Annotated in this window: 22 protein-coding genes and 1 riboswitch; of the genes, 21 read left to right on the plus strand and 1 reads right to left on the minus strand. The window is 49.7% G+C overall.

The features are described from left to right. Positions 1 to 92 precede the first annotated feature (92 nt). The 16 genes from ACINLD_RS03795 to ACINLD_RS03870 all read left to right on the plus strand — a co-directional run bounded on the left by ACINLD_RS03795 (position 93) and on the right by ACINLD_RS03870 (position 15,908). Entirely contained in the window at positions 93 to 1,013 is a 921-nt protein-coding gene (locus ACINLD_RS03795) for an aspartate carbamoyltransferase catalytic subunit (RefSeq protein WP_026586897.1), read from the plus strand. Further along, positions 997 to 2,283 carry a dihydroorotase gene (locus ACINLD_RS03800; protein ID WP_077736870.1) on the plus strand — a complete coding sequence of 429 codons (1,287 nt, stop codon included), beginning with the start codon at positions 997 to 999 and terminating at the stop codon, positions 2,281 to 2,283. Before ACINLD_RS03795 ends, ACINLD_RS03800 begins: the two co-directional genes overlap by 17 nt. Then, positions 2,280 to 3,374 (plus strand): carbamoyl phosphate synthase small subunit, encoded by a 1,095-nt coding sequence (locus ACINLD_RS03805; protein WP_410206918.1) that lies wholly within the window; start codon positions 2,280 to 2,282, stop codon positions 3,372 to 3,374. Before ACINLD_RS03800 ends, ACINLD_RS03805 begins: the two co-directional genes overlap by 4 nt. Continuing rightward, a complete protein-coding gene (gene carB / locus ACINLD_RS03810) occupies positions 3,359 to 6,574 on the plus strand; it encodes a carbamoyl-phosphate synthase (glutamine-hydrolyzing) large subunit (protein ID WP_410206919.1) in 3,216 nt (1,071 codons plus the stop codon). The genes ACINLD_RS03805 and carB overlap by 16 nt, the downstream gene beginning before the upstream one ends. Further along, positions 6,571 to 7,341 (plus strand): dihydroorotate dehydrogenase electron transfer subunit, encoded by a 771-nt coding sequence (locus tag ACINLD_RS03815; RefSeq protein ID WP_410206920.1) that lies wholly within the window; start codon positions 6,571 to 6,573, stop codon positions 7,339 to 7,341. Before carB ends, ACINLD_RS03815 begins: the two co-directional genes overlap by 4 nt. Continuing rightward, a complete protein-coding gene (locus tag ACINLD_RS03820; RefSeq protein ID WP_026586902.1) occupies positions 7,341 to 8,276 on the plus strand; it encodes a dihydroorotate dehydrogenase in 936 nt (311 codons plus the stop codon). The genes ACINLD_RS03815 and ACINLD_RS03820 overlap by 1 nt, the downstream gene beginning before the upstream one ends. Beyond that, complete coding sequence (gene pyrF / locus ACINLD_RS03825; protein ID WP_277692748.1) at positions 8,245 to 8,964, plus strand: orotidine-5'-phosphate decarboxylase; 720 nt, start codon at positions 8,245 to 8,247, stop codon at positions 8,962 to 8,964. The genes ACINLD_RS03820 and pyrF overlap by 32 nt, the downstream gene beginning before the upstream one ends. Next, a complete protein-coding gene (gene pyrE / locus ACINLD_RS03830) occupies positions 8,961 to 9,593 on the plus strand; it encodes an orotate phosphoribosyltransferase (protein ID WP_347176592.1) in 633 nt (210 codons plus the stop codon). Before pyrF ends, pyrE begins: the two co-directional genes overlap by 4 nt. A gap of 159 nt (positions 9,594 to 9,752) precedes the next feature. Continuing rightward, positions 9,753 to 9,858, plus strand: a riboswitch (SAM riboswitch). A gap of 107 nt (positions 9,859 to 9,965) precedes the next feature. Further along, entirely contained in the window at positions 9,966 to 10,079 is a 114-nt protein-coding gene (locus ACINLD_RS03835; protein WP_372709743.1) for a YezD family protein, read from the plus strand. Positions 10,080 to 10,164: 85 nt separating this feature from the next. Further along, a complete protein-coding gene (locus ACINLD_RS03840) occupies positions 10,165 to 10,866 on the plus strand; it encodes a phosphoadenylyl-sulfate reductase (RefSeq protein WP_026586905.1) in 702 nt (233 codons plus the stop codon). An 11-nt stretch (positions 10,867 to 10,877) separates the two neighbouring features. Beyond that, complete coding sequence (locus ACINLD_RS03845; RefSeq protein WP_026586906.1) at positions 10,878 to 11,942, plus strand: inorganic phosphate transporter; 1,065 nt, start codon at positions 10,878 to 10,880, stop codon at positions 11,940 to 11,942. A 19-nt stretch (positions 11,943 to 11,961) separates the two neighbouring features. Then, complete coding sequence (sat, locus tag ACINLD_RS03850) at positions 11,962 to 13,098, plus strand: sulfate adenylyltransferase (protein ID WP_026586907.1); 1,137 nt, start codon at positions 11,962 to 11,964, stop codon at positions 13,096 to 13,098. 15 nt (positions 13,099 to 13,113) lie between these two features. After that, positions 13,114 to 13,719: an adenylyl-sulfate kinase gene (cysC, locus tag ACINLD_RS03855; protein WP_026586908.1), complete on the plus strand. Its 606-nt coding sequence runs from the start codon at positions 13,114 to 13,116 to the stop codon at positions 13,717 to 13,719. 153 nt (positions 13,720 to 13,872) lie between these two features. After that, positions 13,873 to 14,646 carry a uroporphyrinogen-III C-methyltransferase gene (gene cobA, locus ACINLD_RS03860; RefSeq protein ID WP_026586909.1) on the plus strand — a complete coding sequence of 258 codons (774 nt, stop codon included), beginning with the start codon at positions 13,873 to 13,875 and terminating at the stop codon, positions 14,644 to 14,646. Position 14,647: 1 nt separating this feature from the next. Beyond that, entirely contained in the window at positions 14,648 to 15,433 is a 786-nt protein-coding gene (locus ACINLD_RS03865; protein WP_277692750.1) for a sirohydrochlorin chelatase, read from the plus strand. Further along, entirely contained in the window at positions 15,414 to 15,908 is a 495-nt protein-coding gene (locus tag ACINLD_RS03870) for an NAD(P)-dependent oxidoreductase (protein WP_026586911.1), read from the plus strand. The genes ACINLD_RS03865 and ACINLD_RS03870 overlap by 20 nt, the downstream gene beginning before the upstream one ends. Positions 15,909 to 15,925: 17 nt before the next feature. Here ACINLD_RS03870 and ACINLD_RS03875 read toward each other — a convergent pair whose 3' ends face one another. Then, positions 15,926 to 17,641, minus strand: coding sequence for an NFACT family protein (locus ACINLD_RS03875; RefSeq protein ID WP_410206921.1), 1,716 nt, complete (start codon positions 17,639 to 17,641; stop codon positions 15,926 to 15,928). Between the two features lie 140 nt (positions 17,642 to 17,781). On the opposite strand from ACINLD_RS03875, the gene ACINLD_RS03880 reads away from it, so the two are divergent. From ACINLD_RS03880 to rpoZ, 5 genes are all read left to right on the plus strand, one after another. Beyond that, positions 17,782 to 20,454 (plus strand): calcium-translocating P-type ATPase, SERCA-type, encoded by a 2,673-nt coding sequence (locus ACINLD_RS03880; RefSeq protein WP_077736862.1) that lies wholly within the window; start codon positions 17,782 to 17,784, stop codon positions 20,452 to 20,454. 74 nt (positions 20,455 to 20,528) lie between these two features. Further along, positions 20,529 to 21,404, plus strand: coding sequence for a YicC/YloC family endoribonuclease (locus tag ACINLD_RS03885; protein WP_409444698.1), 876 nt, complete (start codon positions 20,529 to 20,531; stop codon positions 21,402 to 21,404). 74 nt (positions 21,405 to 21,478) lie between these two features. Then, positions 21,479 to 21,748, plus strand: coding sequence for an extracellular matrix/biofilm regulator RemA (gene remA, locus ACINLD_RS03890; protein WP_026586915.1), 270 nt, complete (start codon positions 21,479 to 21,481; stop codon positions 21,746 to 21,748). A gap of 8 nt (positions 21,749 to 21,756) precedes the next feature. After that, positions 21,757 to 22,371 carry a guanylate kinase gene (gene gmk, locus ACINLD_RS03895; protein WP_026586916.1) on the plus strand — a complete coding sequence of 205 codons (615 nt, stop codon included), beginning with the start codon at positions 21,757 to 21,759 and terminating at the stop codon, positions 22,369 to 22,371. 3 nt (positions 22,372 to 22,374) lie between these two features. Beyond that, entirely contained in the window at positions 22,375 to 22,575 is a 201-nt protein-coding gene (rpoZ, locus tag ACINLD_RS03900; protein ID WP_026586917.1) for a DNA-directed RNA polymerase subunit omega, read from the plus strand. The last annotated feature ends 76 nt before the right edge of the window (positions 22,576 to 22,651 follow it).

Here is a 22,651-nt window from a genome sequence, read left to right on the forward strand (position 1 = left end):
GTGCTGTCACATTCTCTGATTTACTGTACCCCAAGCTCCCATGGCTTGGGGTTTTTTTACGGAAAATCCGATGAAAGCGGAGGGGAAAACAAATGAAACATTTGACCGCAATGAACGAGTTGAGTATCGAGGACATTTTCGGGTTGATTCAAGAGGCGGAGGAGCTCAAAAAAGGCAAATCAGATCACGTTCTCTCCGGAAAATTTGCCGCCAACTTGTTCTTTGAGCCGAGTACAAGAACCCGTTTCAGCTTCGAAGTCGCAGAAAAGAAGCTTGGCATGAATGTGTTGAATCTTGACGGTGTATCGACAAGTGTTCAAAAAGGGGAATCTTTGTACGATACGGTGCGGACGCTTGAATCCATCGGCGCCGACGTTTGTGTCATCAGGCACTCGGAAGATCATTACTACAAGGAATTGGTCGGCCGTGTGGGCATCCCGGTTGTCAACGCAGGTGACGGCTGCGGTCAGCATCCTACACAATCTTTGCTCGACTTAATGACGATCTATGAGGAATGGGGCAAATTTGACGGATTAACCGTCTCCATTCACGGCGATATCAAGCACAGCAGAGTGGCCAGATCAAACGCCGAAGTGCTGACAAGGCTTGGGGCAACGGTTCTCTTCTCTGGACCTGCTGAGTGGAGGGATGAGGATAATCCTTACGGAACGTATGTTGCGGCAGATGAAGCTGTTGCCGATTCGGATGTCGTGATGCTGCTGAGAATCCAGCATGAACGCCATCAAGCAAAAGCAGATGCCAGCGATTATTTGCAGACATTCGGATTGTCGACTGAACGGGCAAAGCGTTTGAAAAAGGATGCGATCATCATGCATCCGGCTCCGGTCAACCGCGGTGTCGAAATTGACAGTGCGCTGGTGGAATCCGCTCAATCAAGGATTTTCAAGCAAATGGAAAACGGCGTCTACATCAGAATGGCGGTTTTAAAACGGGCGCTCGAACTAGGCGAAAATGAAAAAAGGGGAGATCAAGCTTATGTCTTATTTAATTAAAAACGGCTTTATGCTCAACGAAAAAGGAGAAAAGGTCAAGCGCGATATCAGGGTCACTGGTGAAGCCATAAGCGAACTCGGCAGCCTTGAGGCTGCACCCGGCGAAGCGGTCATTGATGCGGAGGGGCTCCTCGTTTCTCCGGGGCTTGTCGATCTTCACGTCCACTTCAGAGAGCCCGGCGGGGAAAAAAAGGAGACGATCGAAACGGGTTCAAAAGCGGCGGCAAGAGGCGGATTTACGACAGTCGCCGCCATGCCGAACACACGCCCCGTCCCCGACACGACGGAACAAATGGAGTGGCTGACAAGCCGCATTCACGAAACGTCTGCCGTCAGGGTCCTTCCATACGCATCCATCACGGTTAGACAAGTCGGCGAGGACATGACCGATTTTGCAGGGCTTTCAGCTGCGGGCGCATTTGCCTTTACCGATGACGGTGTCGGCGTCCAGAACGCGGGTATGATGTTTGAAGCGATGAAAAAAGCTGCTTCTATCAATAAAGCAATCGTTGCCCATTGTGAAGACAATACTTTAATCTACGGCGGCAGCGTCCATGACGGTGATTTTGCAAAAGCTCACGGTTTAAACGGGATTCCTTCCGTATGTGAAGCGGTTCATATCGCCAGGGACGTTCTCCTGGCGGAAGCGGCGGGCTGCCATTACCACGTCTGTCATATCAGTACGAAGGAATCGGTCAGAGTCGTCCGCGATGCAAAAAAAGCGGGTATCCGCGTGACAGCCGAGGTGACACCGCATCACTTGCTGCTTTCTGACAGCGACATCCCCGGGCTTGATACAAACTACAAAATGAATCCGCCGCTCAGAGGCCAAGATGACAAGGAAGCACTGCTTGAAGGCCTTCTTGATGGAACGATCGATTTCATCGCTACAGACCATGCGCCGCATACAGAAGCGGAAAAACAGCAGACGATGAGCCTCGCCCCATTTGGAATCGTCGGATTGGAAACGGCTTTTCCGCTGCTTTACACACACTTTGTCAAAAACGGTGCATGGACATTAAAACAACTGCTTGATTATATGACGGTCAAACCTTGTGAAGCGTTCGGACTGCCATACGGAAGACTTGAAGTTGGACGGCCGGCGGACATCACATTGATCGATCTTGAGAAAGAAGAAGCGATTGATAAAACGAGCTTCCTTTCCAAAGGAAGAAACACGCCGTTTAACGGCATCAGCTGCTTCGGCTGGCCGGTCTTGACAATGGCCGGTGGAAAACTCGTTTACGAAAAGGGGAGGCTTGTAAAATGAAAAGACGTCTTATATTAGAAAACGGAGCGATATTTGAAGGGAAAGCGTTCGGCAGTCTGGACAACAGCATGGGAGAAGTCGTTTTTAACACAGGGATGACAGGCTATCAGGAAATCCTTTCAGATCCGTCATACTGCGGACAAATCGTCACCCTGACCTACCCGCTGATCGGAAACTACGGCATCAACAGAGACGATTTCGAATCGATTACACCGTATGTGAAAGGGTTTATCGTAAAAGAGTTATGTCAACTCCCATCAAACTGGCGCTCAGCCTATACGCTAGATGAATACTTGAAAATGAAAAACATCCCTGGTTTGTCCGGAATTGATACGAGGAAGCTGACAAGAATGATCCGCACGGCAGGAACGCTGAAAGGAATGTTTGCCGGCTCTGATGAGGATGCGGACGCTTTGATCAGAAAAATGAAAGATACAAGCCTTCCGACAGACCAGGTCAGCCAAGTCTCAACAAAAACCGCCTATCCGAGCCCTGGAAGAGGAAAGCGGATCGTGCTCGTTGATTTCGGCATGAAACACGGTATTTTGCGAGAACTGAACAAACGCAAATGCGATGTCATTGTCGTTCCCCACAATGTCACGGCTGAAGAAGTCATGCAGCTGAAGCCGGACGGTGTCATGCTGTCAAACGGACCAGGAGATCCGAAGGATGTGCCTGAAGCGATTGAAATGATTCAAAACATTCTCGGCAAAGTGCCGTTATTCGGTATCTGCCTCGGCCATCAGCTGTTTGCACTCGCCTGCGGGGCGGAAACCGTCAAAATGAAGTTCGGCCACCGCGGTTCCAACCATCCGGTCAAAGAGCTGAAAACAGGCAGGGTGTCGATCACGGCGCAAAACCACGGCTATACGGTATCATCTGTGGACAATACGCCTCTTGAAGTCACACATATGGCCATCAACGACAACACGATTGAAGGGCTGAAGCATCAATACGAACCGGCTTTCACGGTTCAGTATCATCCGGAAGCTTCACCGGGTCCTGAGGATGCCAACCATTTGTTTGATCAATTTCTAGCCATGATTGAAACCACAGAGAAAGAAGGGGAAGCGGTATGCCTAAACGCGTAGATATTCAAAAGATATTGGTGATCGGATCAGGGCCGATTATCATCGGCCAGGCGGCGGAATTTGATTATGCGGGCACACAAGCGTGTCTCGCTTTAAAAGAAGAAGGCTATGAAGTCATTCTTGTCAATTCCAATCCGGCAACGATCATGACGGATACTGAGATGGCAGACCGGGTTTATATCGAGCCGCTGACGCTTGAGTTTTTGACACGGATTATCCGCAAGGAGCGTCCAGATGCGATTTTGCCTACCCTTGGCGGCCAGACCGGACTGAACTTGGCGGTTGAATTGTCAGAGCAAGGAATTTTGGCCGAATGCGGTGTTGAAGTCCTCGGCACGAAATTGTCTGCCATTCAAAAGGCGGAAGACCGCGATCTGTTCAGAAGCTTGATGAATGAGCTGAACGAGCCTGTACCGGAAAGCGAGATCATCCATTCTTTGGATGAAGCCCGCGCGTTTGTCGAGCGAATCGGGTTTCCGGTCATCGTCAGACCCGCTTACACACTTGGCGGAACAGGCGGAGGGATCTGTTCAAATGAAGCGGAGCTTTCAGAAATCGTTGAAAACGGCTTGAAAATGAGCCCGGTTCACCAGTGTCTCTTGGAAAAGAGCATTGCCGGCTTCAAAGAAATTGAATACGAAGTGATGCGGGATTCGAGCGACCACGCCATTGTCGTCTGCAATATGGAAAACATCGATCCGGTCGGCATTCATACCGGAGACAGCATTGTTGTCGCACCGAGCCAGACGTTAAGCGACCGCGAATATCAAATGCTTCGCAATGTATCCTTAAAAATCATCCGCGCGCTTGAAATCGAAGGCGGATGCAATGTCCAGCTGGCGCTTGACCCGGACAGTTTCCAATACTACATCATTGAGGTCAATCCGCGGGTCAGCCGTTCATCAGCGCTCGCTTCAAAGGCGACCGGGTATCCGATCGCAAAGCTGGCTGCCAAAATCGCTGTCGGCCTGTCCTTAGATGAAATGATGAACCCTGTGACAGGAAAAACATACGCTTCCTTTGAACCGGCCCTTGACTATGTCGTCTCGAAAATCCCGCGCTGGCCGTTTGACAAGTTTGAATCGGCAAACCGCAAGCTCGGCACACAGATGAAAGCGACGGGCGAGGTGATGGCGATCGGCCGAACATGGGAGGAATCGCTTCTGAAAGCGGTTCGTTCGCTTGAAGCAGATGTTTACCATCTGGAACTGAAAGATGCGCAAACCATTTCAAACGAAACTTTGGAAAAACGGATTAAAAAAGCAGGCGACGAACGGCTCTTTTATTTGGCTGAAGCATTCAGACGAGGCTACACTGTGGAAGATCTCCACGCGTTTTCCGCGATTGACCTTTTCTTCCTTCATAAGCTCGAGGGGATCATTCGCTTTGAAGAGGTGCTGAAAGCGGGTCGCGGTGATCTCGCACTGCTGCAGGAAGCGAAAGAGCTCGGCTTTTCCGACCGCTTCATCAGCCGCCTGTGGGATATGCCTGAACGAAAAGTGTATGAGCTCAGGAAAGAAGCGAACATCACACCTGTCTATAAAATGGTCGATACGTGTGCGGCCGAGTTTGAATCAGAAACGCCTTACTTCTACAGCACATATGAAGAAGAAAACGAATCGGAAAGAACAGAGAGAGACAGTGTCATTGTTCTCGGATCAGGACCGATCCGGATCGGCCAGGGAGTTGAATTTGACTATGCAACCGTTCACTCGGTCTGGGCCATTAAAGAAGCGGGCTATGAAGCGATTATTATCAACAACAATCCGGAAACGGTTTCGACAGACTTCAGCATCTCCGACAAGCTGTATTTTGAACCGCTGACAGTTGAAGATGTGATGCATATTATCGATTTGGAGCAGCCGAAAGGCGTTGTCGTCCAGTTTGGCGGACAAACGGCGATCAATCTTGCCGATGAACTTGCAGACCGCGGCGTTGCGATTCTCGGTACATCGCTTGAAGATTTGGACAGAGCCGAAGACCGCGACAAGTTTGAACAGGCGCTTGAGGCGCTGAATGTTCCGCAGCCGCTGGGGAAAACGGCAACATCTGTAGAAGGCGCCGTCAAAATCGCGGCCAATATCGGCTATCCGGTTCTTGTCCGTCCATCATATGTACTCGGGGGACGGGCCATGGAGATCGTCTACAATGAAACAGAGCTTCTCCATTACATGGAACATGCGGTGAAAGTGAATCCGCAGCATCCTGTCTTAATCGATAAATATTTGATCGGAAAAGAAATTGAAGTCGATGCGATCTCTGACGGCGACACGGTCGTGATTCCGGGGATTATGGAACATATCGAACGGGCCGGCGTCCACTCCGGAGACTCGATTGCCGTCTATCCGCTGCAATCGCTCTCTGAAGGGATCAAGAAAAAGATTGAACAATATACGATCGAGCTTGCGAAAGGCTTGAACATCATCGGACTGCTCAACATTCAGTTTGTCCTTTCTAAAGATGAGGTCTACGTCCTTGAGGTGAATCCGCGCTCAAGCCGCACGGTGCCGTTCCTCAGCAAAATCACCGGAATTCCGATGGCAAACATTGCGACAAAAGTGATTCTCGGGCAGAAGCTGGCCGGCATGGGCTATGCGGAAGGCCTGCAAAAAGAACAGGAAGGCGTCTATGTCAAAGTTCCTGTCTTCTCCTTCGCGAAGCTCAGAAGAGTGGATATCACTCTCGGACCGGAAATGAAATCGACCGGAGAAGTGATGGGCAAGGACAGCACATTGGAAAAGGCGCTCTACAAAGGGCTGATTGCATCAGGTATTCAAATTCCAAATTACGGGTCCGTGCTCCTGACTGTTGCTGACAAAGATAAAGAGGAAGGGCTTGCGATCGCCAAGCGGTTCCATTCAATCGGCTACAACATCCTGGCTACAGAAGGAACCGCCGAGTACTTGCGCGAAGCATCCGTACCGGCTAAAACCGTCGGGAAAATCGGTGAAGAAGGGAAAAATCTGCTTGATGTCATCCGCAACGGAGAAGCGCAGTTTGTGGTCAACACGCTGACAAAAGGAAAACAGCCGGCGAGAGACGGCTTTAGAATCAGACGTGAATCTGTTGAAAACGGCGTAGCCTGCCTGACATCGTTAGATACGGCTGAAGCAATCCTCCGGGTGCTTGAAAGCATGAGCTTCCGCGCCGACCATATGCCTGCTGTGAAAATCAAGCAAGAGAGAGCTGTTGTCCAATGAAAAAAGGGGATATGACGGTTCGCGCAAACGAGTGTATAGCAGACAGTATTTATCAGATGGTGCTGGAAGGAGAGCTTGCCGAGGCGTGCAGCACTCCCGGCCAGTTCCTTCATATAAAAGTATCGGAATCTGTGGCTCCTTTATTGAGAAGACCGATCAGCATCGCCGAGGTCGACAAGGACAAGCGGAAGATTACGATCATTTACCGTAAAGAGGGAGAAGGCACAAGCCTTCTTTCTTTAAAGCAAAAAGGGGATCAAGTCGATGTCCTTGGTCCGCTTGGAAACGGGTTTCCGGCCGAATCGCTCGCAAGCGGAAAAACGGCTCTGTTGGTCGGAGGCGGAATCGGGGTCCCGCCCCTGTACGAGCTCGCCAAACAGCTGACAAAAAAAGGGGTCAACGTCATAAGTGTATTAGGATTCGGATCTGCAAAGGATGTCTTTTATGAGCGGGAATTTAGCGCCTTCGGACCGGTGTTTATCGCGACAGCGGACGGCACTCACGGATCAAAAGGATTTGTAACAGATGTCATCGAAGCCCGCGGGCTTCAGTTCGATTATCTTCTGGCCTGCGGTCCGACACCGATGCTGAAAGCTTTGAAACAGCGCTATCCTGACAAAGAGGTTTACCTTTCAATGGAAGAACGGATGGGCTGCGGAATCGGCGCCTGTTTTGCCTGTGTATGCCATACGGAAGAAAGCGAAACATCGTATGTGAAGGTATGTCTTGACGGCCCCGTTTTTAAAGCGCAGGAGGTGCTTTTGTAATGCTTGATGTGAATTTGCCAGGCCTTAAATTAAAAAACCCGATCATGCCGGCTTCCGGATGTTTTGGCTTTGGAAAAGAGTTTGCTAACTTTTACGATCTTTCCTGTCTTGGCGCCATCATGATTAAAGCGACAACGAGCGAGCCCCGCTTCGGAAATCCGACACCGCGGGTCGCCGAGACGCAGGCCGGCATGCTCAATGCGATCGGACTGCAGAATCCGGGTCTTGCATCTGTCATGGAAAACGAGCTGCCATGGCTTGAACAGTTTGACACACCGATCATCGCCAATGTCGCCGGATCACAGCTTGAAGACTATGTCGAAGTGGCCGAAGCCGTCAGTAAGGCGCCGAACGTGCACGCGCTTGAGCTCAATATTTCCTGCCCGAATGTCAAAACCGGAGGCATCGCCTTCGGGACAGACCCGGGGATGGCGGGTGAACTGACGAAAGCGGTGAAAGAAGTGTCGAGCGTTCCCATCTATGTCAAGCTGTCGCCGAATGTCGCGAATGTGACAGAAATCGCTCTTGCCATTGAAGAGGCGGGAGCAGACGGTTTAACGATGATTAACACGCTGATCGGGATGAGACTCGACTTAAAAACGGGAAAACCGATCCTCGCCAACAAAACAGGAGGATTATCCGGCCCTGCCGTGAAGCCTGTAGCGATCCGGATGGTGTATGAAGTCAGCCAGAAGGTTAACATTCCGATCATCGGCATGGGCGGTGTCCAGTCTGCCGAAGACGCCCTCGAATTTTTCCTGGCCGGAGCTAGCGCTGTCGCCGTCGGCACAGCTAACTTCGTCAACCCGTTTGCCTGCCCGGACATCATTAACGAGCTGCCGCGCGTTTTAGAAAAATACGGATATCACTCCTTAGAAGAGTGTATCGGAAGGAGCTGGAAGGATGAAGCATACGCAGCCCATCATCGCGCTTGATTTTGCATCAGCGCGCGAAACATTTGCGTTTTTGGACCGTTTTCAAGGGGAGAAGCTTTTTGTCAAAGTTGGAATGGAGCTTTTTTATCAAGAAGGCCCTTCCATTCTTGAAGAACTGAAGCAGCGGGACTGCCGCATTTTCCTTGATTTGAAATGCCATGACATCCCGACAACGGTATATAAAGCGATGAAAAGGCTGGCGGGATTCGGCGTTAACCTTGTCAATGTGCACGCCGCCGGCGGAAAGCAGATGATGGAAGCTGCGGTGGAAGGCCTTGAAGCCGGAACCCCTGCCGGAGAAAAACGGCCGTCATTAATCGCGGTGACCCAGCTGACCAGCACGTCCCAAGACATACTGACAAGCGAACTCTTGATCGAAGCGCCGCTTGAGGAGGCTGTGCTTCACTACAGCAGATTGGCTGCACAAAGCGGGCTCGACGGGGTCGTCTGCTCCGTACATGAAGCTGAGCGCATTTATCAGGCTGCAGCTCCTGATTTTCTGACCGTCACACCGGGAATCCGCCTGGCAGATGACAATACCAATGACCAAGTCAGAGTAGCGACGCCGGAATACGCAAGGGAAAAAGGCGTTTCGGCGATCGTTGTCGGCCGGTCGATCACAAAGGCGCCGGATCCGGTCGCAGCCTATCAGAAAATAGCGTTTCAATGGGAGGGAATCAAGGCATGAAAACAGAGATAGCCAACCATCTATTAAAAATCAAAGCGGTTTTCCTGAGGCCGAATGAGCCGTTCACATGGGCAAGCGGCATCCTGTCGCCGATCTATTGCGACAACCGATTGACACTTTCATACCCCGAAGTGCGCGACACCATCGCTTCCGGCCTTGCCGAATTGATACAAGACAAATTTCCCGAAGCGGAAATGATCGCCGGAACGGCGACAGCGGGTATTCCGCATGCTGCGCTGGCCGCTGACAGGCTGCAGCTGCCGATGTGCTATGTCAGAAGCAAGCCGAAGGCGCACGGAAAAGGAAATCAAATCGAAGGGGCCGTAAGTAATGGCCAAAAAGTCGTTGTGATCGAAGATTTGATTTCAACAGGAGGAAGTGTGCTTGAAGCCGCCGCCGCGCTGAAAGAAGCCGGATGTGAGGTGCTCGGCGTCGCCGCGATCTTCACATACGGCCTCGACAAAGCCGCCGCCGCTTTTGGTGAGGCAGGTATCGCCTATTATACACTCACCGATTATGACACCTTGACGGAAGCTGCGCTTGCCGAAGGTATGATCAAAGAAGCGGATGCCGTCAAGCTGAAAGAATGGAAAGTCAATCCTGAATCAACATCCTGGATGGAAATGTGACCGATGCCGTGTCCCCTGAAATGGGGAACGGTTTTTTTGTTTCTTTTTTCAGATTCAGAAATAGGAAAAACGTATCATTTTTTATTTTTATTAATCCTATCAAAAAAGTCGGGTTGACTTTTATTCGAATTGTGCTAAAATTTTAAAATAACAAAAGCAAACTTATCAAGAGCGGTGGAGGGACTGGTCCGATGAAACCCGGCAACCTGCGTGCAGACGTAAGGTGCTACTTCCAGCAAAATGCCCTCATTTTGAGAGATAAGGAATATGAGAAGTTCCTCATCTTTCTTTCAAATTTGGAAGAAAGATTTTAATTTTTACGGGGCAGAGGAGGAGCTAGGAGTGAAAACAGATGAGCAGCTCGAAAAAGCGATCATCAAAATGAAAGACATGCTGAAGGACATGAATTACGGATCGATCACATTCGTTGTTCAAGACGGCAAGGTCATTCAAATTGAAAAAAATGAAAAAATAAGATTGAAATAGCTGACTAGACAAACTAGAGGCGGTTTTCACAGTTTTTTTCTGCTGGAAGCCGTTTTTTTGTTGGCGAAAAAAGGGGGAACCGACAATTTTTACTTACAGTACATGGGAAGAACCGACCATCTCTTTTCAAGAAGATGATTCATATAAAGGAGCACTGTCCGTCCTGAAATGGGCGTACGGCCATTACGGAGATCAGCTCGTATATGCATGCAGCTTCGGAATTGAGGGAATTGTCCTGATCGATTTGATTTACAAGGTGAAAAAAGACGCTGTCATCGTCTTCCTTGATACAGGCCTTCATTTTAAAGAAACGTATGAAACGATAGACGCTGTCAAAGAACGATATCCCGGCCTCCAGATTGTGATGAAAAAACCGGAGCTTACCGTCGCACAGCAAGCTGAACAATACGGGGATGAACTTTGGAAGACCGCCCCGAATTCCTGCTGTGAAATGCGGAAGATCATTCCTCTCCGCGAGGTGCTTTCCGGCTATCCGGCATGGCTGTCTGGCCTTCGCCGCGAACAATCCGAAGGACGCAGAAAGACGAACTTCTTAAACAAAGACGAGAAATTCAAGTCCATCAAAGTATGTCCGCTCATCCATTGGACGTGGAAGGATATTTGGAGATATGTCACAAAACACGATCTGCCGTATAATCCGCTTCACGACCAAGGCTATCCGAGCATAGGCTGTGCGCCGTGCACCTCTCCTGCCTTTACGATGGACGATCTCCGCTCCGGACGATGGAACGGCTTAAACAAAACCGAATGCGGACTGCACGAGTAAGGAGATGAGTTATGGAACTTGCCGCCATTTTATTTAGCATGTTTTTTGCGATGAACATTGGAGCAAGCGGGGCCGCCGCTTCAATGGGCATCGCCTACGGATCGGAAGCGGTCAAAAAGAAGCTTCACGCGCTTTTGATCTGTGCGGCCGGCGTTCTCTCAGGTGCCGTCATCGGCGGCGGAAACGTCGTGAAGACGATCAGCTCGGGTATTATTCCCGAACAGGTGATCACGCTGGAAATCGTCTGCATTATCATCGGATCAGCCGCTTTGTCGCTCTTTATCGCAAACGTTCTCGGCATTCCGCTTTCGACAAGTGAGGTGACAGTCGGATCTGTCGTCGGCGTCGGTGTCGCCTATCAAATTTTATATGTCAAATCTTTGCTTGTCATCGTCATGTTTTGGGTTATCGTTCCAATCGCCGCTTTTACTTTTACATTTGCCATGGCAAAGATCATGAAAAAAGCGATAAAGCGTCCCGCTTCAGGGAACAAAGCGAAAATTTTGGCGGTCCTTCTGCTCATCAGCGGATTTTTTGAGGCCTTCTCAGCGGGAATGAACAATGTCGCAAACGCTGTCGGCCCTCTGGTGGCGGCGCATGTTTTGACAGTTGGCGAAGGAACGCTGTACGGCGGGCTGTTCGTCGCACTGGGCGCCCTATTATTGGGCCGGCGCGTGCTTGAAACAAACGGCAAAAAGATCACCAGATTCTCAAAAGGAGAGGGGATCCTTCTGTCAAGCACCGGAGCCGGGCTTGTGATGATCAGCTCAATTTTCGGTCTTCCGGTTCCGCTCGCGCAGGTGACATCATCTTCTATAATAGGAATGGGAATGGCAAAAAACGGCGGCAATGTTTTTCATAAACAGGTGGTCAAAACGATGCTGAAAGTATGGATCGTATCGCCGTTTCTTTCATTAAGTCTTTCCTATACGCTAGTCAGCCTTTTATTAAAGGGAGACTATTACGCTCTCATTGTCATCACGAGCGTTCTTCTGGCGTCAGTCGGAACGATCAGCCTGATGAGGGCGGTCAAAAAAGAACACAGCTCCGTCCATGAACAGGGCGGAGGAATTTAAAGTAGGGGGAAACAGAGTCATGAGTTTAGCACCACACGGCGGTGTTTTGGTAAACCGCGTAAATGAAGAATTTGATTTCGAGCAAATCGCACAGGAAATTGCACTGGATGTGATCGCTTTTGCCGATCTTGAGCTGATCGGAATCGGAGCATACAGCCCGTTAGAAGGGTTTTTAACAGAGAAAGACTATCTTTCGGTTGTGGAAAACATGAGGCTTGCCGCAGGCCATGTATGGACGCTTCCGATTACACTTCCTGTTGATGAACAAAAAGCGGTTCAATTGAAAGTCGGAGATACCGTCCGTCTCACATACAACGGAGAAACATACGGCGTCATTGACATCGAAGATATCTATACGCCGGATAAAAAGACGGAAGCCGTCCGCATCTATAAAACCGACGAGATTGAGCATCCGGGCGTCAAAAAACTGTTTGAACGCGGGAATGTTTATGTCGGCGGGCCGATCACTCTCATCAAGCGAAGTGAAAAGCAATTCCCGGCACATACGTTTGAACCTGCGGAAACGAGACAAAAATTCGCAGAGAATGGCTGGAAAACGATCGTCGGCTTCCAAACGAGAAACCCGGTGCACAGAGCACACGAATACATCCAAAAAACAGCGCTCGAAACGGTAGACGGACTGTTCCTCAATCCATTGGTCGGGGAAACGAAATCAGACGACATTCCGGCGGATGTCCGCATGGAAAGCTATCAGGTGCTGCTTGACGGGTATTATCCGAAAGACCGCGTCTTCCTCGGGGTCTTCCCGGCAGCGATGCGCTATGCGGGACCGAAAGAGGCGATCTTCCACGCGCTTGTCAGAAAAAACTACGGCTGCACACACTTTATCGTCGGAAGAGACCATGCCGGAGTCGGCGATTACTATGGAACATATGAGGCGCAGGAGCTGTTTGATCAGTTTAAACCGGAAGAGATCGGGATCACGCCGCTGAAATTTGAACACAGCTTTTACTGCAATGTCTGCGGTTCAATGGCAACGGCGAAAACGTGTCCTCACGGCAAAGAACATCATGTCATTTTGTCCGGCACAAAGGTGAGGGCCATGCTGAGAAACGGCGAATTCCCGCCTAGCACATTCAGCCGCCCTGAAGTCATTCAAACATTGATAAAAGGCTTGGCGGCCGGGGTTTCTTAAAAGGGGGGCTAACAATTGGTAAATCAAGATATCGTCTGGCATCAGGCATCCATTACAAAGCAGGAATACCATGAAAAAAACAAACACAAAAGCTCGATCATTTGGCTGACGGGTTTAAGCGGCTCAGGAAAATCTACGATTGCCAACGCAGCCGCACGCAAATTGTTTGAAGAAGGCTACCAGGTGACGGTCCTTGACGGGGACAATGTCAGACACGGGCTGAACAAAGATCTCGGGTTTTCCGATGAGGACCGAAAAGAGAATATCCGCCGGATCGGCGAAGTTGCAAAACTGTTTGTCGAACAGGGGACGATCGTGATTACGGCATTTATTTCTCCATTTAAAGAAGACCGCGACCTCATCAGACAGCTTGTTGAGGAAAATGAATTTCACGAAGTATATGTCAAATGCGATTTAGAAACGTGTGAAGAGCGGGACCCGAAAGGCCTGTACAAAAAAGCGAGAAACGGGGAGATTCCGTTTTTCACCGGAATCGATTCGCCTTATGAAGAACCCGAAGCGCCGGAGCTTGTCCTTGATACGGGTCAAAACGACCGAAACGCATGCAGGGAGCAGCTTGTCGAATATGTCAAAACCATTGCGAAACCATCCGGAAACTAAAAACGGGAACAATAGGAAAGTGCAGCTGATGCACTTTCCTATTTCATAAAGAAAACGTTTGGTTTTTGTGATATTTTCGGGCACCGAACGCTTTCTTTATGATTTATAATGAGTTTGGAGAAGATCGAGATCAGATCGGGGGGAGAAAAGAAGATGGGGAAAGTATATATCGTTGGGGCAGGTCCTGGAGACCCCGATTTACTGACGATCAAAGCTTTAAAAGCCATCCAACAAGCCGATGTCATTTTATATGACAGGCTTGTCAATAAACAGATTTTACAGCATGCCAAAGCGGGAGCGGATTTGATCTTCTGCGGAAAGCTGCCTGACTATCACATGATGAAGCAGGAAACGATCAACCATTTTCTCGTCAAGTATGCGAAAAAAGGCAAAACCGTTGTCAGGCTGAAGGGAGGAGATCCGTTCGTCTTCGGCAGAGGTGGAGAAGAAGCGGAAAGCCTTGCTGAAAACGGGATTTCTTTTGAAATTATTCCCGGCATCACATCGGGGATAGCCGCGGCCGCTTATGCCGGCATTCCTGTAACACACCGGGAGGCAAGCTCAAACGTCGCTTTCGTGACGGGCCATTACAAAAAAGAAGAAGTCTTTGAAGAAAAATGGAAAGCGCTGGCGACGGGGATCGATACTCTTGTGATCTATATGGGAATCAAAAACATCACACAAATTGAAAGGCTGCTGATCGAAAACGGCAGAGATCCGTCTACACCAGCCGCTTTCATTCACTGGGGCACGACGGACAAACAAAAAACGGTGCTGTGCACGGTGGACACGCTGGCCGAAACCGTTAAAACTGAAAATATCACGAATCCGAGCCTGATTGTGATCGGCGATGTGGTCCATTTCCGCTCGAAAATCGACTGGTTTGAAAACGAGCTGAAAAATACGGCATTAAGCGAGGCGCTTTAATATGAAACAAGCGATTTTATATATCGGACACGGCAGCCGGCTGAAAAAAGCGGAGAAAGAAGCGGCCGCTTTTCTGGAAGACTGCCAAAAACATATGGCGGCACCGATTCAGGAAATCTCTTTTTTGGAACTGGCGGAGCCCGATATCGAAACGGGCTTTAAAGCCTGTGTACAAAACGGGGCGACACATATTGCCGCTGTTCCGCTTCTGCTTTTGACCGCCGCGCACGCCAAAAGGGATATCCCTCAGGAACTCGCCCGCGTTTCTTCGCAATATCCTTCCGTCCGCGTCACTTACGGCAAGCCGATTGGTGTCGACGAGGAAGTCGTCAAAGCTGTTTTAACGCGGATTGAGGAAACGGGGACACCTTATGAAAACGCAAGAGTCGTATTGATCGGCAGAGGCAGCTCAGATCCGGATGTCAAACGCGATGTGAGTGAAATTGCGGCGCGCCTAGAGGAACTCGCCCCCGTCGAGACGGTCATTCCCTGCTTTATGACGGCTTGCCGTCCGCATTATCAAGATGTTTTGGCAGATCTGACCGAATCCGGCGGAAAAACGACATTCATCGTTCCTTATCTGCTGTTTACCGGCATGCTGATGAATGAGATCGAAAGGGAGACCGCCAAACTGAAGGAATCCAATCGTGACGTTGTGCTGACCGAATATCTCGGCTTCCACCCCCATATTAAACAAGCCTTTTTACATCGTGTTGAAGAGACCGTTTTAAACGAGTCCGGCCGGTTTGATTTTAAAGGAGCAGCCGATGCTGCCTCTGCACATTAAGATCAGCGGCAAGGCGGTCGTCATTGCAGGGGGAGGGCGGATTGCCGCAAGAAGGCTGAAAACGGTCATTGATGAAGGGGCAGCCGCGACCGTCGTCAGTCCTGAAGTATCAGCTGAAATGCTTGAGCTGATTGAACATTACGGTGTCAGCTGGAAAAGAAAAAAAGCGGAGCCTGCCGATTTCAAGGAAGCCTTTTTAATGATTCTCGCCACTGATGACCCTGAGACGAACAGGCGGATTGCCGAATCGGCTTCAGCGTCTCAGCTGGTCAATGTCGCGAGTGAAGCCGAACGCGGAAACGTCTACGTTCCAAAAATCATTCATAAAGGAAACGTGACAATCTCTGTCTCAACCAACGGCGCCAGTCCGCGCCACACGATCGAACTGGCCGGGCGGATCGAAGAATTGATCGATGATCGGCTTGTCCGTGAAATCGAAACGCTTTTTCATAAAAGAAGGGGCCCGAACCAATAGGTTCGGGCCTTTTTTAGTCAGCGCGTTTTTTTCAGCTTGATGACAAGGTCTTCATCAGGGGTGACAAAAACGGTTTGCTGACGGTCATACGTGACAAATCCCGGTTTTGCGCCGTTCGGTTTTTTCACATAGCGTATTTTCGTATAGTCGACAGGGACCGAAGCCGAATTTTTCGCTTTGCTGTAGTAGGCCGCGATCTGAGCCGCTTCAAGAATCGTTTTCTCATCCGGATCACTCGTTCTAATGACGACATGCGAGCCCGGGATGTCCTTTGTGTGAAGCCAAATATCGTCGCGGGCAGCAAGCCTCATCGTCAAATACTCATTCTGTTTATTGTTTTTGCCGACAAGAATGGTTTCTCCTGCTGTCGATTCGTATGTTTCAAGGGTTGGCGCCTGTTTTTTCTGCTTTTTCTGACCCTTAGGCTGTTTGATGCGTAAATACTTTCCTTCTGCAAGCTCTTCGCGGATTTCATTTAAATCCTTCGGCGAGGCTGATGTGAGCTGCTGAATGAGCTGGTCGAAATACGCGATTTCCTCTTCGGCCAGTCTGATCTGCTCCTTGACGACATCCACGGAATTTTTCGCCTTTTGGTATTTTGTAAAATAGCTTTGCGCGTTTTCCGACGGTGTTTTATTCGGGTCGAGCGGAATGGTGACCTCTCCGCCGTCTTCATCATAATAGTTGATCACCGTCGCCGATTGATCGCCTTTTTTCAGCTGGTAGAGGTTCGCTGTCAAAAGCTCTCCGTAAAGCTGAAAATCCTTCGCGTGCTTCGATTGCTCGAGCGTTTTTTCGAGCTTTTTGATTTTATTTTCGTTTTTTTTCTTTTCATTGACGACGAACCGTTCTAAATCATGAGCCTGCTGTTTGACGCGGTCGCGTTCCGCTTTTCCGAAATAGTAGCGATCCAGAAGTCCGCTCAAGCTGTCAAACACACGCTTTTCGCCTTTTAGATGCGTCAAATCAAGCAGGTAAAAATATTCTTTTCCCTCTTGTGACACAAGCTGCGGAGCGAAGCGCCGTTCTTTGACGGCGGCGAACATCTCCACAAGCTCATTCGGGAGTGTCGCCCTGTTGGCGAGCCCTGCGCGAAACACGGCTTCTTTAGCAAACAGCGGAGAGACGCCGGAGAAGGTGTTGACAATCTGCTTATCCAATTTTCCTTCCTGAAAGTTCAGGTGGCGGAGAATGTCCTCTTTCCCGGTTTCCAGCGGAGACAGCTTGTTCTGCGCTGGAGGCAGAACATAGTCGTAGCCGGGGAGAACGGTCCGGTAGCTGTTCACGGCAGGGGGAAGGTGTTTTAAGCTGTCGATGATCACGTCTTTTTCTCCATCTGTCAAGACGATGTTGCTGTGCCTTCCCATGATTTCAACGAAAAGTTTTCTGACGAGCATATCGCCGATTTCGTTGCGGCTTCGGATGTGGAAGACCATCATTCTGTCCATTCCGATTTGTTCAATCTGCTCGATAAATCCGCCTTCCAGATGCTTGCGGAGCAGCATGCAAAACATCGGCGGAGCGCTCGGGTTATCATATGTTTCATTTGTGAGATGCACCCGTGCGTAGCTTGGATGGGCGGAAAGCAGCAATTTAACGTTCTTCCCGTTCGCTCTGATATGAAAAATAAGTTCGTGCTTAAACGGCTGATGGATTTTTGCAATCCGTCCGCCTTGGATGACTTTGTTCAGTTCCTCTGTCATTCCGTATGTAAAAATGCCGTCAAAAGACATGTTGATAACACCCTTTTCTCGTTATTCCTCTAACTAAATTGCCATTCAATAATTATAGCATGATTTTGGACGAGTCTGAATAAATTGACTTGTAGAGACGGAGTCTTAAAGCACTTAGGGCAGGAGGAGTGGACGAATCAATGAAATGGCACGAGATGGGACAAACCGAATTGTTGAATATAACAAAAACGTCCATAAACAATGGTTTAACAGAAAAAGAGGTTCAAAAACGCCTGGAAAGACACGGAGCAAACGAGCTTCAGGAAGGGGAAAGGACATCGGCGCTCGCCTTGTTTTTTTCCCAGTTTAAAGACTTTATGGTTCTTGTGCTAGTAGCGGCGACGCTGATTTCCGGTTTTTTGGGGGAGTACATCGATGCGATCGCCATCATTGCGATTATCTTTGTAAATGGCATTCTCGGATTTTTTCAGGAGAGGCGGGCGGAACGGTCGCTTGAGGCATTGAAGGAACTGTCGGCTCCCCAGGTGACAGTGCTAAGGGAAGGGAGCTGGATCAAAGTTCCTTCAAAAGAGCTTGTGCCGGGTGATGTGGTGCGCTTTTCAAGCGGCGACAGGATCGGCGCCGATCTTCGAGTCGTCGAGGCAAAGAGCCTGGAAATAGAAGAGTCGGCTCTCACCGGGGAATCGCTTCCTGTGTCTAAGCACGCTGATGTGTTTCAAGCCTCTGATGTTTCTTTAGGCGACTTAACAAATATGGCCTTTATGGGAACGCTTGTCACAAGGGGAAGCGGCATGGGCGTTGTCATTGGCACAGGAATGAACTCTGCGATGGGAAAAATCGCCGATATGCTTGAATCGGCCGGGAATGCTTCGACTCCGCTGCAAAGAAGGCTGGAAGAGCTCGGCAAAATTCTGATCGTGGCCGCCCTCTTCCTGACGCTGCTTGTTGTTATCGCCGGCGTCATTCAAGGGCATGACATCTACAGCATGTTTTTGGCGGGCGTTTCACTGGCCGTTGCCGCTATACCTGAAGGACTGCCGGCGATTGTGACAGTCGCTTTGTCCCTCGGTGTACAGCGGATGATCAAGCAAAAATCGATTGTCAGGAAGCTGCCTGCGGTGGAAACGCTGGGATGCGCCTCGATTATTTGCTCTGATAAAACGGGAACGATGACACAGAACAAAATGACGGTCACCCATGTCTGGTCAGGGGGGAAAACGTGGAACGTGTCAGGCATCGGCTATGACCCGAAAGGCTCTTTCAGCATGGATGGTCGCGACATTCAGATCAAAAACCACAAATCATTGCAGCAGGTTCTGCTGTTTGGCGCACTCTGCAATTCATCCTCCATCATCGAAGAAGACGGCGATTTTCGTCTTGACGGGGATCCGACAGAAGGGGCATTGCTAACGGCGGCCAAAAAAGCGGGGTTTACTGACCGGTATGTTGGCGAGCATTTTAAAGTCGTCGAGGAGTTTCCCTTTGATTCGACGCGTAAGATGATGTCCGTCATCGTCGAAGACAAAAGCGGAAAGCGGTTTGTGATTACAAAGGGCGCCCCCGATGTCTTGATGAAGCGGTCGTCACACACGCTGAAAGAAGGAAGCCGGGAAGCGTTTACGAAAGAACGGCTCACAGAGACAAGCGCCGCCCTGGAACGGCTTGCCTCACAGGCGCTGCGGACGATCGCCGTCGCATATAAACCGCTGAAGGAAACGGAGAATCCGCCGCTCGAAAAAGCGGAATCCGGTTTAACGTTTATCGGTCTTTTCGGAATGATTGATCCGCCGCGTCCGGAAGTGAAAAAAGCGATCAAAGAGTGCCGGGAAGCGGGGATCAAAACAGTGATGATCACCGGGGACCATGTGACGACGGCAACGGCGATCGCAAAACAGCTGGGTCTTTTGCCGCCGGGCGGAAAAGTCATGGACGGGCAGATGCTGAACGAGCTTTCACAGGAAGAGCTGGCAGAAACCGCGGAAAATGTTTACGTGTTTGCCAGAGTATCGCCGGAACACAAGCTGAAAATCGTCACCGCATACCAGGAAAACGGACATATCGTCGCCATGACCGGAGACGGCGTCAATGACGCGCCCGCCATCAAACAAGCTGATATCGGGATCGCCATGGGGATCACCGGGACGGATGTCGCCAAAGAAGCTTCATCATTGATTCTCGTCGATGATAATTTTGCCACGATTAAATCGGCGATCAAGGAAGGGCGGAACATCTATGAAAATATTAGAAAGTTCATCAGATATCTTTTAGCATCCAATGTAGGTGAGATTCTTGTCATGCTGTTTGCGATGCTGCTAGCCCTCCCTTTGCCGCTCGTGCCGATTCAAATTCTTTGGGTCAACCTTGTGACAGACGGGCTCCCGGCCATGGCACTCGGAATGGATCAGCCTGAGGGCGATGTCATGAAGAGAAAACCGCGCAATCCGAAAGAGGGCGTGTTTGCGAGGGGACTTGGCTGGAAAGTGGTCTCGCGCGGGTTTTTAATCGGCGCTGCTACGCTCGGGGCCTTTATGTTCATTTACCACCGAAATCCTGAAGAGCTTGCATATGCCCAGACCGTCGCCTTTGCGACATTGGTGCTGGCCCAGCTGATTCATGTGTTTGACTGCCGCAGCGAACGTTCTATTTTTGACCGCAATCCGTTTGAGAACCTTTACTTGCTCGGGGCCGTCTTGTCTTCGATTTTGCTGATGCTGGTTGTCATTTATTATCCGCCGCTGCAGCCGATCTTCCATACCGTCCCGATTTTAATGGTAGACTGGCTCTTGATTATCGGCATGTCGGCCATCCCAACTTTTTTGCTAGCCGGGTCACTTTTGACAAGAAAAAAATAGGCTTGTATGATATAATCTTAAAGGTAATAGAGGTTTCTATTGCCTTTTTACTTATACAGAATTGGGTGTGTTTTATGATACGGAGTATGACCGGTTTCGGCAGCGCGAGCAAAACGAAGGATGGGCTGACAGCAGCTGTTGAGCTGAAATCTGTCAACTATCGGTTTAAAGAAGTGAACGCCCGCATGCCAAGGCCTTTGCTCTATTTAGAAGACAAAATAAAGCAAACGATTTTTAAGCATATACAAAGAGGAAGACTGGAGCTGTTCGTTTCGGTTGATGGCGAGGCTCTGGTCAGCCGGAAAATCCAGGTTGACTGGCCGCTGCTTGAAGAGTATCTCAAAGCCGCAGGCGAGATGAAAGACCGCTGTCAGCTTTCGGGAGATGTCACGGTTCATGACGCCTTTCAGTTTGAACATGTCGTTCAGGTTGAGGAGGAGCCTGTCCGCAACGAGCAGCTTGAAGGTGTTCTTCTCGAAGCGGTTGAGGAAGCCATCCTTGAACTGTGCAGCATGCGCGAAGCAGAAGGGCTGAGGCTTAAGGAAGACTGCCTTCTGCAAATCGAAAGGCTTGAGAAGCTGACAGACGATGTCGCAAAGCTTGCTCCCCGCGTCGTTGACCACTATAGGGAGCGCCTTGAGGCAAGGCTTGAAGAATGGTCGGCGGACCGCCTCGACGAAAGCCGGCTCTTGACCGAAGTCGCTTTGTTTGCTGACCGCTCCGATATCACGGAGGAAGTGACAAGGCTGAAAAGCCATTTCCGCCAGTTCCGCGATATTTGCGATTCAGGCGGGCCGGCGGGGAGAAAGCTTGATTTTCTCGTGCAGGAGCTCAACCGGGAAGCGAATACGATCGGCTCAAAGGCAAATGATCATCAGATCACAAAACATGTAGTCGAAATGAAAAGCTCTATTGAAAAAATAAAAGAACAAGTGCAAAATATAGAATAGCGATTGTGCGTATTGTTTAGGGATGTTCTCTCCAGGTTAAACTAGAGACGTCCAATACAGGGGGAACGTAGAAGATGACGATTAAACTGATTAATATCGGCTTTGGAAATATCATATCCGCGAATCGGCTCATCTCGATTGTGAGTCCGGAGTCCGCGCCTATCAAACGGATGATCCAGGATGCGAGAGACCGCGGTATGCTTATAGATGCTACATACGGAAGAAGAACGCGAGCGGTTGTCATTATGGACAGTGACCATATCATCTTATCTGCCGTCCAGCCTGAGACAGTAGCACAAAGGCTTTCCGCTAAAGAAGAAATCATGGATGAAGGGCAGGGATAATTGGCCTTATGAAAGAAAGAGGATTATTAATCGTTCTCTCCGGCCCTTCCGGCGTCGGTAAAGGAACGGTCAGGCAGGCGCTGTTTGCTCAGGAGGACACAAAGTTTGAATATTCGATTTCGGTAACGACGAGGCAGCCGCGACAAGGTGAGAGAGACGGCGTCGATTACTTTTTCAAAACGCGTGAACAATTTGAAGAAATGATTGAAAACGACAAGCTGCTCGAATGGGCCGAGTATGTCGGCAACTATTACGGGACACCCGTCGATTACGTGGAGAAGACCCTTGAAGAAGGAAAGGATGTTTTCCTTGAAATTGAGGTGCAGGGGGCGCTCCAAGTCAGAAAGGCGTTTCCCGAAGGCCTGTTTATCTTTTTGGCGCCGCCGAGCCTTGCCGAGCTGAAAAACCGGATTACAACAAGAGGGACTGAATCTGAAACCCTGATTGAAAACCGGATGAAAGCGGCGAAGGAAGAAATCGAACTGATGGACGCCTATGACTATGTTGTCGAAAATGACAGTATTGAGCTTGCCTGCGAAAGAATCAAAGCAATCGTTCTCGCCGAGCATTTGCGGCGTGACCGCGTTGCCCCAAGATATAAGAAAATGCTGGAGGTTGAATAACTTATGCTAGATCCGTCAATTGACTCTTTAATGAATAAACTCGATTCAAAATACACGCTTGTGACTGTGTCGGCAAGACGCGCCCGTGAAATGCAGATCAACAAAGACGCACAGATCGAAAACCCGAAGTCGCATAAATATGTCGGCAAAGCGCTGGAGGAAATCGATGCCGGCCTTTTGACATTTGAAAAGGAAAATCGCTAATAGCCTTAAAAATAGCAACCTATCCATTAGGTTGTTATTTTTTTCAGGGAACCATCCAACAGAACATAAGGGGGAG

Source organism: Bacillus sp. z60-11 (assembly GCF_046464135.1).
GTDB classification, from domain to species: Bacteria; Bacillota; Bacilli; order Bacillales; family Bacillaceae; genus Bacillus; species Bacillus sonorensis_A.

Excerpts from the sequence above, each read along its gene's own strand:
- ACINLD_RS03795 (WP_026586897.1), top strand. The coding sequence starts at position 93 with ATGAAACATTTGACCGCAATGAACGAGTTGAGTATCGAGGACATTTTC.
- ACINLD_RS03800 (WP_077736870.1), top strand. The coding sequence starts at position 997 with ATGTCTTATTTAATTAAAAACGGCTTTATGCTCAACGAAAAAGGAGAA.
- ACINLD_RS03805 (WP_410206918.1), top strand. The coding sequence starts at position 2,280 with ATGAAAAGACGTCTTATATTAGAAAACGGAGCGATATTTGAAGGGAAA.
- carB (WP_410206919.1), top strand. The coding sequence starts at position 3,359 with ATGCCTAAACGCGTAGATATTCAAAAGATATTGGTGATCGGATCAGGG.
- ACINLD_RS03815 (WP_410206920.1), top strand. The coding sequence starts at position 6,571 with ATGAAAAAAGGGGATATGACGGTTCGCGCAAACGAGTGTATAGCAGAC.
- ACINLD_RS03820 (WP_026586902.1), top strand. The coding sequence starts at position 7,341 with ATGCTTGATGTGAATTTGCCAGGCCTTAAATTAAAAAACCCGATCATG.
- pyrF (WP_277692748.1), top strand. The coding sequence starts at position 8,245 with ATGAAGCATACGCAGCCCATCATCGCGCTTGATTTTGCATCAGCGCGC.
- pyrE (WP_347176592.1), top strand. The coding sequence starts at position 8,961 with ATGAAAACAGAGATAGCCAACCATCTATTAAAAATCAAAGCGGTTTTC.
- ACINLD_RS03845 (WP_026586906.1), top strand. The coding sequence starts at position 10,878 with ATGGAACTTGCCGCCATTTTATTTAGCATGTTTTTTGCGATGAACATT.
- sat (WP_026586907.1), top strand. The coding sequence starts at position 11,962 with ATGAGTTTAGCACCACACGGCGGTGTTTTGGTAAACCGCGTAAATGAA.
- cobA (WP_026586909.1), top strand. The coding sequence starts at position 13,873 with ATGGGGAAAGTATATATCGTTGGGGCAGGTCCTGGAGACCCCGATTTA.
- ACINLD_RS03865 (WP_277692750.1), top strand. The coding sequence starts at position 14,648 with ATGAAACAAGCGATTTTATATATCGGACACGGCAGCCGGCTGAAAAAA.
- ACINLD_RS03870 (WP_026586911.1), top strand. The coding sequence starts at position 15,414 with ATGCTGCCTCTGCACATTAAGATCAGCGGCAAGGCGGTCGTCATTGCA.
- ACINLD_RS03875 (WP_410206921.1), bottom strand. The coding sequence starts at position 17,641 with ATGTCTTTTGACGGCATTTTTACATACGGAATGACAGAGGAACTGAAC.
- ACINLD_RS03880 (WP_077736862.1), top strand. The coding sequence starts at position 17,782 with ATGAAATGGCACGAGATGGGACAAACCGAATTGTTGAATATAACAAAA.
- ACINLD_RS03885 (WP_409444698.1), top strand. The coding sequence starts at position 20,529 with ATGATACGGAGTATGACCGGTTTCGGCAGCGCGAGCAAAACGAAGGAT.
- remA (WP_026586915.1), top strand. The coding sequence starts at position 21,479 with ATGACGATTAAACTGATTAATATCGGCTTTGGAAATATCATATCCGCG.
- gmk (WP_026586916.1), top strand. The coding sequence starts at position 21,757 with ATGAAAGAAAGAGGATTATTAATCGTTCTCTCCGGCCCTTCCGGCGTC.
- rpoZ (WP_026586917.1), top strand. The coding sequence starts at position 22,375 with ATGCTAGATCCGTCAATTGACTCTTTAATGAATAAACTCGATTCAAAA.